General features: G+C 69.6%; 14 protein-coding genes. 9 read left to right on the forward strand and 5 right to left on the reverse strand.

Features of this window, described 5'->3' with window-relative positions; translation table 11 throughout:
- Positions 1 to 377: 377 nt before the first annotated feature.
- From ACWEOO_RS17960 to ACWEOO_RS17985, 6 genes are all read left to right on the forward strand, one after another.
- Positions 378 to 1757 carry a glucose-6-phosphate dehydrogenase gene (locus tag ACWEOO_RS17960; RefSeq protein ID WP_452143915.1) on the forward strand — a complete coding sequence of 460 codons (1380 nt, stop codon included), beginning with the start codon at positions 378 to 380 and terminating at the stop codon, positions 1755 to 1757.
- Positions 1758 to 1866: 109 nt separating this feature from the next.
- Positions 1867 to 2337 (forward strand): hypothetical protein, encoded by a 471-nt coding sequence (locus ACWEOO_RS17965; RefSeq protein ID WP_452143916.1) that lies wholly within the window; start codon positions 1867 to 1869, stop codon positions 2335 to 2337.
- A complete protein-coding gene (locus ACWEOO_RS17970) occupies positions 2334 to 3995 on the forward strand; it encodes a carboxylesterase/lipase family protein (RefSeq protein ID WP_452143917.1) in 1662 nt (553 codons plus the stop codon). The genes ACWEOO_RS17965 and ACWEOO_RS17970 overlap by 4 nt, the downstream gene beginning before the upstream one ends.
- A gap of 48 nt (positions 3996 to 4043) precedes the next feature.
- Positions 4044 to 6563, forward strand: a complete 2520-nt coding sequence (locus tag ACWEOO_RS17975) for a X2-like carbohydrate binding domain-containing protein (protein WP_452143918.1) — start codon at positions 4044 to 4046, stop codon at positions 6561 to 6563.
- Between the two features lie 189 nt (positions 6564 to 6752).
- Positions 6753 to 7685 (forward strand): GTP-binding protein LepA, encoded by a 933-nt coding sequence (locus ACWEOO_RS17980; RefSeq protein ID WP_452143919.1) that lies wholly within the window; start codon positions 6753 to 6755, stop codon positions 7683 to 7685.
- A complete protein-coding gene (locus ACWEOO_RS17985; protein WP_452143920.1) occupies positions 7682 to 8305 on the forward strand; it encodes a TetR/AcrR family transcriptional regulator in 624 nt (207 codons plus the stop codon). Before ACWEOO_RS17980 ends, ACWEOO_RS17985 begins: the two co-directional genes overlap by 4 nt.
- 21 nt (positions 8306 to 8326) lie before the next feature.
- Here the strand turns inward: ACWEOO_RS17985 and ACWEOO_RS17990 are convergent, their stop codons facing one another.
- Positions 8327 to 9121 (reverse strand): NPP1 family protein, encoded by a 795-nt coding sequence (locus tag ACWEOO_RS17990; protein ID WP_452143921.1) that lies wholly within the window; start codon positions 9119 to 9121, stop codon positions 8327 to 8329.
- Positions 9122 to 9276: 155 nt separating this feature from the next.
- Here ACWEOO_RS17990 and ACWEOO_RS17995 point away from each other — a divergent pair, with 155 nt between their 5' ends.
- Together ACWEOO_RS17995 and ACWEOO_RS18000 are read left to right on the forward strand one after the other, a co-directional pair.
- A complete protein-coding gene (locus tag ACWEOO_RS17995) occupies positions 9277 to 10950 on the forward strand; it encodes an alpha-amylase family protein (RefSeq protein WP_452143922.1) in 1674 nt (557 codons plus the stop codon).
- A 57-nt stretch (positions 10951 to 11007) separates the two neighbouring features.
- A complete protein-coding gene (locus tag ACWEOO_RS18000; RefSeq protein ID WP_452143923.1) occupies positions 11008 to 11181 on the forward strand; it encodes a CsbD family protein in 174 nt (57 codons plus the stop codon).
- A gap of 3 nt (positions 11182 to 11184) precedes the next feature.
- Here ACWEOO_RS18000 and ACWEOO_RS18005 read toward each other — a convergent pair whose 3' ends face one another.
- Positions 11185 to 12378: an MFS transporter gene (locus ACWEOO_RS18005; RefSeq protein ID WP_452143924.1), complete on the reverse strand. Its 1194-nt coding sequence runs from the start codon at positions 12376 to 12378 to the stop codon at positions 11185 to 11187.
- Positions 12379 to 12463: 85 nt separating this feature from the next.
- On the opposite strand from ACWEOO_RS18005, the gene ACWEOO_RS18010 reads away from it, so the two are divergent.
- The gene (locus ACWEOO_RS18010; RefSeq protein ID WP_452143925.1) at positions 12464 to 13033 is read left to right on the forward strand and encodes a putative glycolipid-binding domain-containing protein; all 570 of its coding nucleotides are present in this window, start codon (positions 12464 to 12466) and stop codon (positions 13031 to 13033) included.
- On the opposite strand, the gene crcB (ACWEOO_RS18015) is transcribed toward ACWEOO_RS18010, so the two are convergent.
- The 3 genes from crcB (ACWEOO_RS18015) to ACWEOO_RS18025 all read right to left on the reverse strand — a co-directional run bounded on the left by crcB (ACWEOO_RS18015) (position 13030) and on the right by ACWEOO_RS18025 (position 15037).
- Complete coding sequence (crcB, locus tag ACWEOO_RS18015) at positions 13030 to 13401, reverse strand: fluoride efflux transporter CrcB (RefSeq protein WP_363708499.1); 372 nt, start codon at positions 13399 to 13401, stop codon at positions 13030 to 13032. The two genes, ACWEOO_RS18010 and crcB (ACWEOO_RS18015), sit on opposite strands and share 4 nt — an antisense overlap.
- Complete coding sequence (gene crcB / locus ACWEOO_RS18020; RefSeq protein ID WP_452143926.1) at positions 13398 to 13880, reverse strand: fluoride efflux transporter CrcB; 483 nt, start codon at positions 13878 to 13880, stop codon at positions 13398 to 13400. Before crcB (ACWEOO_RS18020) ends, crcB (ACWEOO_RS18015) begins: the two co-directional genes overlap by 4 nt.
- A 215-nt stretch (positions 13881 to 14095) precedes the next feature.
- Positions 14096 to 15037 carry a hypothetical protein gene (locus ACWEOO_RS18025; protein WP_452143927.1) on the reverse strand — a complete coding sequence of 314 codons (942 nt, stop codon included), beginning with the start codon at positions 15035 to 15037 and terminating at the stop codon, positions 14096 to 14098.
- Between the last annotated feature and the right edge of the window lie 15 nt (positions 15038 to 15052).

Genomic DNA, 15052 nt, shown 5'->3' on the forward strand with positions numbered 1-15052 from the left:
CTACGGTCACCGCACCGAGGACGTGATCCGCGGCCGCGACGGTGACGGGCCGCCGTTCGTCGCGTTCCAGCACCACTGGAAGACGTCGCACACCGAGTCGTACACCGACAGCAACGGCAACTCGCAGACCCGGACCGTGGTACCTGATGGGGAGGCCGGGCGCGCCGTTCCGGATCGAGGAGGACTGGGTCTGGTTCGCGCCGGGGGAGCACAGCCAGCCCGCGATCGCGTTCTGCTCGGCGTACCTGCGCGGCTTCCTCGGCTGGGTGCCGCGGTTCGTCTGGCGCAACCTCGGCCTCCCGGACACGCCGTACCCGAACCGCGAGACAACTGCCGGGTAGGGAATGCGGTTCCCGCTCTCGTGGTTGAGTGTGTCCGTGTCAAGTCAACGAACCGTCGTCATCTTCGGTGCCAGCGGCGACCTGAGCTCCCGGTTGCTGCTGCCGGGCTTGGGCAGTCTGCTCGCCGGACCGCGCGCCTCGAGCGTGCGGATCATCGGCACCGGCCGCTCGCCGCTCGCCGCCGACGAGTGGACCGATCGCGTCCGCTCCGCCTTCGGGACCGAGCTGAGTCCCGCCGCGGCCGGCACCCTGGCGACCACGCAGTACGTCGCCGGTGACCCGACCGACGCCGCCCACCTGCGCACCCTGCTGGAGCTCGCCGGTCCGGCCCCGGTGCTGTACTTCTCGCTGCCGCCGGCCGTGACGACCGAGATCGTCGCGAAGCTGCAGGAGGCCGACCTCCCCGAGGGCACCGAGCTGGCGTTCGAGAAGCCGTTCGGCACCGACGCCGCGTCCGCCGCCGCGCTGAACAAGCTCGTCGGCGACCTCGTCCCCGAGGAGAACGTGCACCGCGTCGACCACTTCCTCGGCCGCACCGCCGTGCTGAACCTGATCGGCCTGCGCTTCGCCAACCGGCTGTTCGAGCCGGTGTGGAACGCCGAGCACATCGAGAGCGTCGAGATCGTGTACGACGAGACCCTCGGACTCGAGGGCCGCGCCCAGTACTACGACAACGCGGGCGCGCTCGTGGACATGATCCAGAGCCATCTGCTGCTCGTCCTCGCCCTGCTGGCGATGGACGCCCCGGCCACGATGGACGCCGTCGAGGTGCGCAGCGAGATGGCCCGCGCCCTCCGCAGCACGCATCTGTACGGCGGCTCCGCGCTGGAGGCGAGCCGCCGGGCGCGGTACACCGCGGGTGTCGCGGACGGTCGCGTGGTTCCGTCGTACGCCGACGAAGCGGGCGTCGACCGGGCCCGGGAGACCGAGACGCTGGCCGAGGTGACCGTCGAGGTCGGCACGAACCGGTGGGCCGGCGTCCCGTTCACGCTGCGGTCGGGCAAGGCGCTCGGCGCGGCCCGCAAGGAGATCGTCGTCAAGTTCAAGCCCCTGCGGCACCTCCCGTCGGGTCTGCACGGCGGCCGCGACGGCGAGACGCTGCGGATCGGCCTGAACCCCGGCGAGCTGTCCCTGTCCGTCCCGGCGCTGGGCGTCGACGGCCCGTACACGATGGGCCAGGTCTTCCTGGACGCGACGCTGCCGTCGTCGTCGGTGCTCCCGTACGGCGAGGTGCTGAACGGCATCCTGCGCGCCGACCCGCTGCTGTCGGTGCGCGGTGACGTGGCCGAGCGGTGCTGGGAGATCGTGGAGCCCGTGCTGGCCGCCTGGCGTGCCGGCGAGGTGCCCCTGGAGGAGTATGCGGCCGGCTCCGACGGACCGGCCGACTGGCAGGCGGAGCGGGAGTCCGCCGCCTAGCGGGCCCGGCGGCAGGCACCGGACCAGGGACTTACCCTGGGGCGATGGGTGGGCGTCCGGCCCGAGAGTGAAGGCAGTAGCGATTCACTCTCGAGCAAGGAACGGATCCATGACCACCATCCACTTCAGCGCGGTCACCACGCTGAAGCCTGAGCAGTTCGTCGCGGGGCTGACCGACTTCGGGCCCGGCCGCGCGGAACTCTTCGCCAACAGCCACGACGACTACCTCCGGGTCCACAGCCAGGGACCTGGGTACGCCGATGTCACCGAGGGTGGCGGCGGTGTGTGGGAGCGACTGAGCTACGACTGGTCCGACCCGCGGCACATCGTCCTGACGACGACCGACTCCAGTCACTGGGGCGGGGCGTCGGGCCACACCTACACGCTCACCGAGCGTGCGGACGGCACGACCACGGTCGACGCGGTCGTGGTGCGGGACGGCAAGAACGTGAAGGGCCGCCTGGTCGGCGCCCTGTTCGCGCTGGTCGGCCGGCAGGTCCTGGGCAAGGCGTTCGCCAACACCCTCCGGGCCATCGAGGCCCGCCACGTTCCGCTCACAGACGGGGTATCCGAAGCATGAGAATCATCCCTTCCCGCCGGCCGCGCGTCCTGCTCGCCGCCGCGGCCGCGACGCTGACGGTCGGCGCCGGTGCACTGACCGCCGCGGGCGCAGCCGACGCCAGCTCCACAGCCGGCTCCACCGCCATCGCCAGCACGACGTCCAGCTCCGACAGCAGCCCGTTGGTTGCCACCGACAAGGGTCTTGTCCGCGGCCGGTCCGTCGACGGCACGTCCTCGTTCCGCGGCCTGCCGTACGCCGCCGCGCCGACCGGGAACCTGCGGTGGCGCCCGCCGCAGCCGGCGGCCGCGTGGCTCGGCGTCCGCGACGCCACGGCGTACGGCGCGAGCTGTCCGCAGGCGCCGAGCGTCGTCGCCCCACCCGGTGCCGCGCTTCTCGAGGACTGCCTGTTCCTGAACGTCACGACACCGGCGCTGCACCCGGTCGTCAAGAAGCCGGTGCTGGTCTGGATCCACGGCGGCGGCCTGACCGGCGACAGCGGCTCGAACTACGACGGCACGAAGCTCGCGAAGGCCGGCGCGGTGGTTGTGACCGTCAACTACCGGCTCGGCGCCTTGGGCTTCCTCGCCCACCCGGCGCTGGCCTCGCGAGGCGCGGCCGGCAACTACGGGCTCATGGACCAGCAGGCCGCGCTGCGCTGGGTGCAGCGCAACGTCGGCCGGTTCGGCGGCGACCCGCACAACGTCACGATCGCCGGTGAGTCGGCGGGCGGCCTGTCGGTTCTCGCGCACGTGACGTCCACCAGCTCGAAGGGCCTGTTCCAGCGCGCGATCGTGGAGAGCGGCGCGTTCGCGCTCGAGCAGGAGCCGCTGGCGAAGGCGGAGGCATCCGGCAAGGAGTTCGCGACGAAGGTCGGCTGCGCGGACCAGTCGGCGGAGTGCCTGCGAAACGTTCCGGTGCAGGCGCTGGTCGACAACGTCGACGCGGCGAGCGCCACGATCCCGGGTGTGGTCGACGGCGCGGTGCTGAAGGAGTCCATTGGTACGGCGCTCAGGGCCGGCCGGTTCAACAACGTGACGATCTTGAACGGCAGCAACCACGACGAAGAGGCCTTGTTCACGCTGGGCGGCCGCGTGGTCAGCCGCGGCTACAACGTCGCGTACACCAGCCCCGTCACGGCGGACAACTACGAGTCCAACATCGCCTCCGCGCTGCGCGTCTCACCCGCCCAAGCCGCGGCGATCGCCAAGGACTATCCGCTGTCCGCCTACCCGACGCCTGACAAGGCGTTCGGCACCTTGATCGGCGACGCGACCTTCGCCTGCGGCGTCGATCAGGTCAACACCGCCACCGCGAGCCGCGTCCCGACGTATGGCTACGAGTTCAACGACGACACCGCCCCGTTCCTCTTCGCCCCGGCAGGCCTGCTCGACGTGGCCACGCACGGTTCGGAGATGTGGTACCTGTTCGACCTGCCGAACGCGCCCTTCCCGGTCGCGCTGAACGCCGAGCAGACCGCGCTGGCGGACTCGATGCGCTCAGCCTGGGTCAGGTTCGCGGCGACCGGCAACCCGTCGACGCCGTCCGCGCCCTGGCCGTCGTACGCCCAGCAGGGCAAGGTCCTGTCGCTGGAGCTCCCGGCAGCACAGGTCTCGACGGACTTCGCGGCCCGTCATCACTGTGCGAGTTTCGCACAGAATCTTGACAAGGTTAAGTAATAGTTCCAATATCCTATCCGATTCGGTTCTCTCAGAGAGGTCACCGCCATGACCATGTCCGTTCGGAGCAGGGTGCTACGTGCCGCGGTTGCGGCGCTCGTGGTCGCCGGGCTGCTGCCGGCAGGTTCGAGTACGTCGACAGCAGCACCGGCCACCACCGCCGCCACCACCGCGACGGTCCTTCCCGGACCCGCGGGGGACAAGGCTGTCCGGCCCTACATGGGCTGGAGCAGTTACAGCATGCAGGTCTACAACCCGAACGGCGGCAGCTGGATCACGGCGGATCAGCTGATCGCCCAGTCCGACGCGATGCACGCGAAGCTGCAGCCGTACGGGTACGAGTACATCAACATCGACGCCGGCTGGAACGACGGCATCGACGAGTACGGCCGGCCGAAGCCGAGCACCAAGCTCTACCCGAACGGCCTGCAGGCGGTCATCGACCACATCCACGCCAACGGCCAGAAGGTCGGCCTGTACACGATCCCCGGCATCAGCAAGGCCGTCATCGACGCCAAGCTGCCGATCTACAACGCCGCGGGGTGCACGACCGGTGATCTTCCGGTGCTGCCGCTGCAGAAGGGCGACTACTGGGGGATCGGCTACCGCATCGACTTCTCGAAGCCGTGCGCGCAGAAGTACATCGACTCGATCGCCGACCTGTTCGGCTCCTGGGGCCTGGACTTCCTCAAGTTCGACAGCGTGACCCCGGGGTCGGGCATCAGTGACCTGTCGGTGGACGCCCGCGACGACGTGAAGGCGTGGTCGCAGGCGCTGAAGCGGCACAACATCTGGCTCGAGCTGTCCTGGGCGCTGGACATCAACTACGCCGACACCTGGAAGCAGTACGCCAACGGCTGGCGGATCGAGTGGGACGTCGAGTGCTACTGCACGGGGACGGCGCTGACCGCCTGGCCGAACATCAACCGGCTGTTCCCGAAGCTCGCCGAATGGTGGCGGCACGCGGGTCCGGGCGGCTGGAACGACCTCGACTCGCTCGACGTCGGCAACGGCCAGATGGACGGCCTCACCAAGGACGAACGCCGGACGGCGGCCACGCTGTGGGCGGTGTCCGCGGCGCCGATGTACATCGGCAACGACATGACCAGGCTGGACTCGTACGGTCTCGAACTGCTGACCAACCGCGAGGTGATCGCGGTCAACCAGGCCGGCCGTCCGGCGCACCCGCTGTCCATGAAGACGAACCGTCAGACGTGGTTCGCGCTCAACCCGGACAGCTCCTACACCGTTGCCCTGTTCAACCTCGGTCAGACCGACGCAGACATGACCGTGAACTTCGCCGACCTCGGCCTGAACGGCGCCGCGAAGGTGCGTGACCTGTGGGCCCGCACGGACCTCGGCACCTTCGCCTCCGGCTACACCGCGAAGGACGTCCCGATCCACGGCGTCCGGCTGCTGAAGGTCACGCCGCAGAAGGGCGCGGCGATCTCGGTCAACGACGACGACGCGCGGGTCACGTACGACGGCGCGTGGCAGCGAAACGGCAACTATGAGGTCCCCGCGGTCTCGCAGGCCCTGACCGTCAACGTGTCGGACTCGTCCGCCGCCGCCCCGCGCGCGGCTGCGCCGGAAGGTGCGCTGGAGAAGAAGCTGGCACCGACGGCCGACTCCGAGTCGCAGGCGACCACCACCGCGGATGTCGGCACCCGGACGGTCGAGATCAACAACAACAACTCGCAGATCGTCTACACCGGCAACTGGAACTACAGCGGCGGTCGCGGACTCGGGGACTACCAGGACGACGTGCAGTGGACGGAGGGGAACGGCGACTCGTTCTCGTACAGCTTCGTCGGCAACGGCGTCGACTACGTCACCGAGACCGATCCGGGGCAGGGCGACGTCGACATCTACATCGACGGCGAGTTCAAGCAGACCGTGAGCACGTACCTGGACCCGGCCCAAGGGCACAACAAACCCCAGCAGGTCGTGTACAGCATCTCGGACCTGCCGAACGGCAGCCACACGATCCGCGGCGTGAAGAAGTCCGGCCAGTTCATGCTGCTCGACAAGCTGAACATCCGGCAGGAGAGCCTGCTCACCCCGGACACCGCGACGTTCGACAAGTTCGCGCCGGCCGACGTCAGCGTCCAGCTCGGGCGCGACCCGGGCGAACTGGACGGCATCGCCAACGCGGGCAAGGACCTGGTGAAGGGGACCGACTACACCGTCAACGGGAACGCGGTGACGATCGGCAAGGCGTACCTGGCGACGCTGCCGGTCGGCAGTGCGGCGCTCGACGTCCGGTTCCGCGGCGACTACCGCGACGACATCCACGCCGCCAAGGCCGACGGTGCGGCGGTCAGCCTGACCTTCACCGGCACCGGTGTGGAGTGGAGTACGGCGCTCGCCCCGGACCAGGGTGACGCGGACGTGTACGTCGACGGCAAGCTGGTCCGCCGGGTGAACCTGCACAACGACACCCGGGTGACGAACCGGACGGTGTTCACCGCGACCGGTCTGCGGAACGCGCAACACGTCGTCCGCATCGTCAAGGTGAACGGCGACGTGCTCCGCAACGACACGATCCGCTACAGCCTCGCCAAGTAGCTCGGAATAGATTGCCCAGTAATACAACGCCTTCGGCGGGCGGTGGTCCCCTGGACCGCCGCCCGCCGTCGTGTTGCCGGGCTCACAGAACCGGATGCTGCTCTGACTGACTGATCAGTCAGTTACTTTGTTAGCCTTGCCTTGGGGGATCACGTTGGCATCCCCGACGGATGAGCGAGGTGCCGCCTTATGTCGTTGAGCGATCTGACCGTTGCGCGCCGGCGAGGTCGCCGGCGGGAGGACTCCCGGCTCGCCGATCACGTCGACCGGCTGGGCGAGGAGCACCCGCCGATTCCGCTCGGCAGCGTGGACTACTCGATGAAGAAGCCCGGCCTGCTGGCCGAGCGGTTCGGGTCCGTGCTGGCCTACATGACCCGGGTCGAGCTCGAGGTCGAGCGCAACGTGCTCGAGCTGAACATTCTGCTGCCCGATCCGCCCGAGGTCGACCAGCACTTCTACGCCGACGTCTGGATGCCGCAGGAGACCCGCCACGGGCAGATCCTCGACAAGCTGCAGGATCTGCTCGGCGTGAACCCGCATGTCCCGAACCTGACCGACGTCTCGTTCAGCCTGAAGTTCCTCGGCGCGCTCGGCCGGGTGCCGGGGGTGCAGGACATCAGCCGGATGCTCTACTACCTGACGGGGCTGGCCACCGAGCGGTCCGCGGTCCTTGCCTACAACAAGCTGCACGCCGGGCTCGTCGAGCTCGGCGAGCGTGCCGTCGCGGCCACCGTGATCGCGCCGATCCGCCGCCAGGAGCCGGGACACTTCGCGTACTACCAGATGGCCGCGCAGCAGCTGTGGGACCAGTTGTCGGGCTGGCAGAAATGGCTGACGCGCGGGCTGCGGAAGCGTACGTTCGAAGTAGTCGGTGCCTACAACAAGCGACAGGTGGCCGATTTCGGAGACGTGATGGACGCGCTGAGGATGACTGACGGCGGCGAAGGGGAGCTGCGGGAGTACGCGCGGCAGGTCGGGCGCGCCGAACACGAGCTGATGTGGGCACACCGCCACGGGCTGCGGGTGCCGGACTACGTCTTCAAGTCCCTGAAGCGGGCCGCCGTGCTCGCTGCCGAGCGGAAAGGCGAGGTCTGGCCCGCGGCCCAACCAGCAGGCTCATGACCACGCACGCGCACGCGCGCCACACCACACGCCACCCGGGCCGCCACCCAGGGCGGCCGTCGAAGCGGCAGCTGATCATCGAGACCGCCGAGCGGCTGTTCGCCGAGCACGGGTACGATGCGACCTCGACGGCCCGGATCGCCGCCGAGGCCGGCATACCGTCGGGGCTGGTGTTCTACCACTTCGCGACCAAGCTCGACCTGCTGCTCGCGGTGGTCCAGGAGCGCCCGGCGCCGAGCGAGGTGCTGCGGTCCGCTGCCCGCGGCCGGACCGTACGGCGGCGCTTGCGTGCGATGGTCGCCGCGATGGCCGAGGAGCTGGAGAACGACCGCGCCGCGCGGATCATCGTGTTCCGTGAGGCGCAGGGGCGGCCGGAGATCGCGTCCCGGGCGGCCGAGCTGTTCGCCGAGGCGACCGAGACCGTCGCCGATGTCCTGGCCGGTGCCGACGACGTCGTGGCGGACCGGGATCGGGTGCAGACGGCCGCGGAGCTGGTGGTCTCCCGGGTCTTCCTGGACACGGTCGCGCTCGGGCAGGCCGACACGGCCGTCAAACGGCATGCCGCGATGATCGACCTGATCGCGGAGTCGCTGACCGGGGGCGTGCGCGCCCGGGACTGAGCGCGCACGCCGGCCGGACGGTCAGGCCCAGGGGTCGAACGGGATCCCGGACGGCTTGGAAGCGTTCAGCAGATTGCGGAACCGGTCGTCCTTGTCGGTGATCTTGATCGTCGCCGAGCCGAAGTCGGCGGTCATCAGCGTGTCCCGCAGCGCCGTGCTGGGGTAGCCGTTCCAGTCGACGAGCGGCGGGTACCGCCAGTCGTGGTAGTGGTTCTCCGGCGGTTCGTCGTTGCTGTTGGCGAGCCGGAAGAAGTGCGTGCTCGCGCCGTCCTTGTGGTAAACGACCTTCGGGTGCGAGCCGTCGAACCGGACCTGCGAGCGGCTGTAGGTGACCTGGCTCGAGTGCTGCGTCGTGGTCACGTACTCGACCTGGTTGGTGGACTGGTTCACCCAGGAGATCACGTGCTCCCAGTCGTGCCGGTGCCCGCCGAGGCTGCTGCCGGGGACCGCCTGGTCCTTCTCGAAGTAGCTGGCGTACACGATCGCGCACCAGCCGTTGTTGCACTTCGAGCGGGCGTAGGTCTGCGAGTTGTCGAGGTCGGACTGGTCACGGCAGTTGCCGTTCACCGCGCCGGTCGGGTTGAGGCCGGGGTTGAGGGTGCCGTCGGCGCCGATCGCGGGGACCGCGTAGCAGCCGTCGGTGTCGTAGTCGTACGCCGGTGAGAACGACTGCTCGTAGCCGCCGGCGTTCTGCGGCAGGTGCGGCGGCGGGGCGGCGTAGGCCAGCGCGGCCGAGGTGACCGTCAGCGCGAGGGTGCCGAGGACGACGCCGAGCGTCCTGCGCACGCCGCGGCGGGGTGGGGCGGAATCCTGCATCGATCGCTCCTTCGAAACTTAATTCAGGGCGGAAAGGAACGAGACGAGGATGGCAGGAACCGGCCACTTCCGCCTAGACCTGAGATGGACAGAGCGGGAACGGACACCTGCCGCGGTGGGCGTGTACGCCGCCGGGCGCCGGGTACCGGCGGGGCATGCGCCTGACGGAAACCGCCGACGTCTGGTGGAAGAACGCGGTGATCTACTGCCTCGACGTCGAGACCTTCTTCGACACCGACGGCGACGGGCGGGGTGACCTGCGCGGGGTGTGCCAACGGATCGACCACCTGGCCGAACTCGGGGTCACCTGCCTGTGGCTGATGCCGTTCTACCCGACGCCGGATCGCGACGACGGCTACGACATCAGCGACTTCTACGGCGTCGACCCGCGGCTCGGGACCCACGGCGACCTGGTCGAGCTGATCACGCTGGCGCAGGACCGCGGCATCCGGGTGATCGCCGATCTGGTCGTCAACCACACCTCGGACCAGCACCCGTGGTTCCGCAGCGCGCGGGCGTCGCGCGAGTCGCCGTACCGCGGCTGGTACGTCTGGCGCGACGAGCCGCCGCCGGACGCGGACAAGGGCATCGTGTTCCCCGGCCAGGAGACCAGCCTCTGGCAGTACGACGAGGAGGCGGGACAGTACTACCTGCACCGGTTCCGGAAGTTCCAGCCGGATCTCGACATCGCGAATCGCGAGGTGCGCGAGGAGATCGAGCGGGTGGTCGGCTTCTGGTCGGAGCTGGGGCTGTCCGGGTTCCGGGTGGACGCGGTGCCGTTCCTGCTCGACACAGCCGGTGCCGAGGACGCGGCCGGGTTGCCGGATCCGCACGACTTGCTCCGGGACCTGTGTGCGTTCCTGCATCGCCGGCACGGGCAGTCGATGCTGCTCGGCGAGGTCAACCTGCCGTATCCCGACGTACGGCGGTTCTTCGGCGACGAGGACGGCGACGAGCTGACGATGTGTTTCGACTTCATCGGCATGCAGCGGCTCTACCTGTCGCTGGCCCGCAACGACCCGGCCGAGCTGGTGAAGGCGCTGCGGGAGCGGCCCGATCCGCCGGAGGAAGCGCAGTGGGGAACGTTCGTCCGCAACCACGACGAGCTGACCCTCGACAAGCTGTCCGGCGCCGAGCGGCAGGAAGTGTTCGACACGTTCGGCCCGGACGAGAACATGCAGCTCTACGGCCGCGGGCTGCGGCGCCGGCTGCCGCCGATGCTGGACAACGACCAGGACCGCCTCCGGATGGTCTACAGCCTGTTGTTCTCGCTACCTGGTACGCCGGTGCTGTTCTACGGCGAGGAGATCGGCATGGGGGAGAACCTCGCCGCCGAGGATCGGCACGCGGTCCGGACGCCGATGCAGTGGACGGCCGACGCCAACGGCGGGTTCTCGACCGCCGACCCGTCGCAGTTGCCGGCGCCGATGGTCGAAGGCGAGCTCGGCCCGGACAAGGTGAACGTCGCGGCCCAGCGGCGCGATCCCGACTCGCTGTTCAGCTGGATGAAGCTCCTGATCCAGCGGTACCGCGAGTCTCCCGAGTTGTCCTGGGGCACGTGCACGATCCTCGACAGCGGCGTGCGGTCGGTGTTCGCCCACCGCTCGGACCACGAGGACGGCACGATCGTTGCCGTGCACAACTTCGCGCCGGACGCCGCCCGGGTCGACCTGGCCGTCGCGGGCAACGGCCTGGGCCTGCGGGCGGTCGACCTGCTCGCCACCGGTACGCAGAGCCTCGGTGACGACGGCGTGTTGTCGCTCGACCTCGCGCCGTACGGCTGCCGCTGGCTGCGGATCGTGCGCCCGGGGGATCGGTATCTCGTGTGATTCGCGGGGGTACGGCGCGGGTACCGGCTGCTGGTACGCAAGGAAGGGGAGACGACGATGAGCAACAAGGACAAGCTCGAGAACGCGGCCGAGGCCGCCAAGGGCAAGGCCAAGGAAGCGACCGGCGACGCCACCGACAACCGCGACCTGCAGGCCAAAGGGCAGGCCGAGAAGTCGAAGGCGAATCTGAAGCAGGCCGGCGAGAAGGTCAAGGACGCCTTCAAGGATTGACGGTCAGCTCTCCTCACGGTTGCCGAGGGCGATGAAGGCGACGATCGCCAGGGCGGTCAGGCAGGCCGGGATGAAGAACACGTGCGGCAGGCCGATCGCGGCCACGCCGACGCCGCCGATGGTCCCGCCGATCGCGGAGCCGAGGGGGATCGCGCTCAGGAAGATTCCGGACGCGGTCCCCACGCCCTCGGGGTACAGCCGTTGGGCGATCGAGACGCCGAGGGCGCCGACACACGCCCACAACCCGGCGGTCAGCGCCTGGCCGACGAACAAGCCGACGACCGACGTACTGAGGGCGTAGGCGAGGTTCCCGGCCAGTCCGAGGACGGCGCCCGCCGTCATGGCCCGAATCGCGCCGTACCGGTCGGCGAGCCGCGCCACGACGGGCAGCAGCAGGAGCTCGAGCAGTGGCTGGATGCCGATGACCGCGCCCCGCACCGAGTCCGACACGTGCAACTGCTCGGCCATGTAGATCGGCAGGTACCCGAACTTGATGGTGTCGCCGGTCATCGCCAGCACACAGACCGCGGTGAAGGCCAGCAGCGGCATCATGTGGTCGATCCGCCGGCGCTCGGACGGTGCGTCCGCGCCGGGGCCGTCGTACCGCTCGACGCGTTGCCGGCCGAGCGGGATCAGCTGCGCGAACACGCAGACAGCTGTTGCCATCAGCAACGTACGCAGGCCGAAGACGCCGCCGAACCAGCTGCCGAACACCGGCCCCAGGATCCAGCCGGTGGTGAACGCCATCCGGACCGTCGCGACGACCCGGTTCTCGGCCCTGGTCGGGTGCCGGCTCAACTCGTCACGGCAGGCCGCGAACAGCTGTGCCATCGAGCCGCCGGCCACGCTCAACGCGAGCGCACTGATCACGAACGGCATCCAGACCGCCGTCGCCGACGCCATCGCGGCCCAGCCGAGCGCGCCGACCACCGAGCAGATCCGGAACCACAGCAGCCGGTCCCGAGTGCGGTCCGACCATCGCCCGACCAGGAACCCGGCGACCGGAGCGGCGAGGTTCGTCACGTAGTACAGACCGGCGACAGGCAGCGGTGTGTGCAGTTCCCGCACCAGGAAGAGCGTCAGTTGCGGAGTCGCGGCCGAGAGACCGACACCGGCGATCAGCAGGGACAGGAACGCCGAACGGTAGAACCGTGATCGGAGGACGATTCCCAGCGCGGACTCGGACCGGTCGAGCATCACTCCAGGCCTCGGACAGCGAGGCGCACCGTGCCGGTGAGGACAGTCACCGGATTAGTTCATCATGTCCCGATAAAGTCTGGACATGGACCTGCGCGCCCTGCCCGCCGCCGCCTCGTGGACGCACCGTGACGCCCGGGTCGGTTTCGAGGTGCTGTTCGCGGAGCCAGGCCGGTTGCGCGGCCGGACGTCGGCTCGCGAGGACGACTCGACCTGGTCCGTCGGGTACGAGATCACCGTCGGCGCGGATTGGGCGACCGAGTCCGTGCACGCGGCGAACTCGACCGTGACCGGTGATCACCAAGTCGTGCTGACCCGCTCGGCGGAGGACCGCTGGAGCGTCGACGGTGTCGCCCGGCTGGATCTCGACGGCTGCCGGGACGTGGACTTCGAGTCCTCGGCGGTCACGAACACGCTGCCCGTCCACCGGCTCGCGTTCGTCCCCGGCGCGACGTTCGACGTACCGGCCGCGTTCGTCCGGGCCGACGACCTGAGCGTCGTGCGGCTCGAGCAGCGCTACACACTCACCAGCTCGGCCCCGGATCGGCACGTCTTCCACTACGAGTCCGCGACGTTCGACTTCGAGTGCGAGTTGGTGTTCGACGCGTCCGGGTTGGTGGTGGACTACCCGGGGATCGCGACCCGGGACCGCTAACCCCAGATCGCTTCGCTGACGGCCACGCCCAGGAACACGCTGCCGAGGCCGGCGACGATGCTCGCGGTCACGTTGGCGATCGCGAGGAACCGCGCCCGGTCCTCGTAGAGGCGGATGGTCTCGTAGGAGAACGTCGAGTACGTCGTCAGCGCGCCGCAGAAGCCGGTGCCGACGAGCAGTTGGAGGTCGTGGGGGAGGGCCGCCGCCGCGCCGGTCAGGAAACCCAGGACGAGGGATCCGAGGACGTTCACGCTGAACGTGCCCCACGGGAACAGCGAGTCGTGCCGGGCCTGGACAGCACGGTCGGCGACGTACCGCAGCGGTGCGCCGACCAGGCCGCCGGCGATCACGAGCAGCAGCCGCGTCATCGGGTCCTCCAGGTGATCAGCGCCCGGGTCGCGGACACGGTCGCCCACACCGCAAGCAGCGCGCCGGCGACCGTCACCGTGAGGTAGAGCAGCGCGTTCGCGGCGTGGCCGACCGTGACGAGTCGCTGGATGTCGACGGCGTACGTCGAGAACGTGGTGAAACCGCCGAGGACGCCCGTGCCGAGGAACGGGCGCAGCAGGCGTTGCCGGGTGAAGACGTCGGACACCAGCACCATCAGGATCCCGATCAGGCCGCAGCCGACCACGTTGATGATCAGCGTGCTGATCGGGAACCCGCCCGTCGGCGTCGGCCAGCCGAGCCCGATCAGGTACCGGGCCGACGCGCCGATCGCTCCGCCGGCCGCGATCGCGCCGAGGACCAGCGGGTCGTGCGCGCGCCCGGCGCGGCCGTCGATCCGCAGGTCGACGTCAGGGTCGACCGGCCCCTTGGGCAAGGGGTTGACGGGGTGCTGCTGCACAGACAGTCCTCCTACCGGAATCGACCTCGCGGCGCGGCGCCACGAGGTTCCTCGGGTAGGGACTGTTGGCCGCCGGACGGCGACAGTTGGATCCGGCGAGCCCCACCGCCGGTCGAACTCGCACCAGCATAGCTGCCGCCGCCACCGGCCGGCTCAGCGGTCCACGGGAACGCCGCCCACCGGCCGGAGCCGGAGGGCGGCGTTCGGGTGCGAGGTCAGCCGCCGTTGAGGACGTCGTACTTCGGGGCGATCCGGAAGTACTGCGGGTCGGAGAAGGTCAGCGGGACCTTGCCCAGACTCTTGATGACGGTGCTCGTTCCGTTGGCGTGACCAACGGCGTACAGGTAGCCGGATCTGGTGTCCCGGTCGATGCCGAGCAGCAGCGTGCCGGTCGCGCCGCACTTGGTCGCGATCAGCTGCTCGAAGCCCTGCCAGGTGGAGCCGCGGACGACCCGGCTGGTCGGGCCGGACATGTACTTCGTCGGCCAGGTGACCGTGACCAGCGTGCCGGTGCGGGTGTTGGCCAGGAACGTCTCCGAGGTCGCGGTGCGGCCGATCAGCGCGATGCCCTTGACGGTGCTGAGTCCGCCGGCGCCGGCATTGACGCGCCAGGCGGAGCCGTCCGAGATCCAGCGGTGCGTGGTGCCGTCGGTGCGCTGGCCGTACAGCAGCTTGCGGGCCGGCTGTCCGGCGTCCGACGGCTGCAGGATCGACTGCTCGATCCAGCGGTAGTTGGACCAGCCGCCGCCGATCCGGAGGTTGTTGTGCGGGTAGTGCGGGTCGAGCTGGCTCTGGCCGTCGACGACGAACGAGCTGGAGTACAGCGCGCCGCCCATCACGGTGAGGCCGGTCCGCGCCTCGCCGTTGGTGCCGACCGGCGTGCCGGTGAACGTGCTGATCTTCTGGACCTGGTTCGCCCCGAACACGCCGGCGGTGCCGCGGACGCCGCCGATCGTGATCGGCGCGGTGGCGTTGATCATCCTGCTGGTGAACGCGCCGGTCGACGTCACCGAGCCGAGCCGCAGCGAACACGCCGCGGTGGTCGCCGTCGTGCCGGCGGCTGCGGACTGTCCGGCCGGACGGGCCTGCGCCTGCGGCATCATGGCCGCTCCCAGGCCCAGCGCGAGCACGCCGGCCGAGGCCAGACCTACGGTCATTCGAAACATCTGGAT

Source organism: Kribbella sp. NPDC004138 (assembly GCF_053603655.1).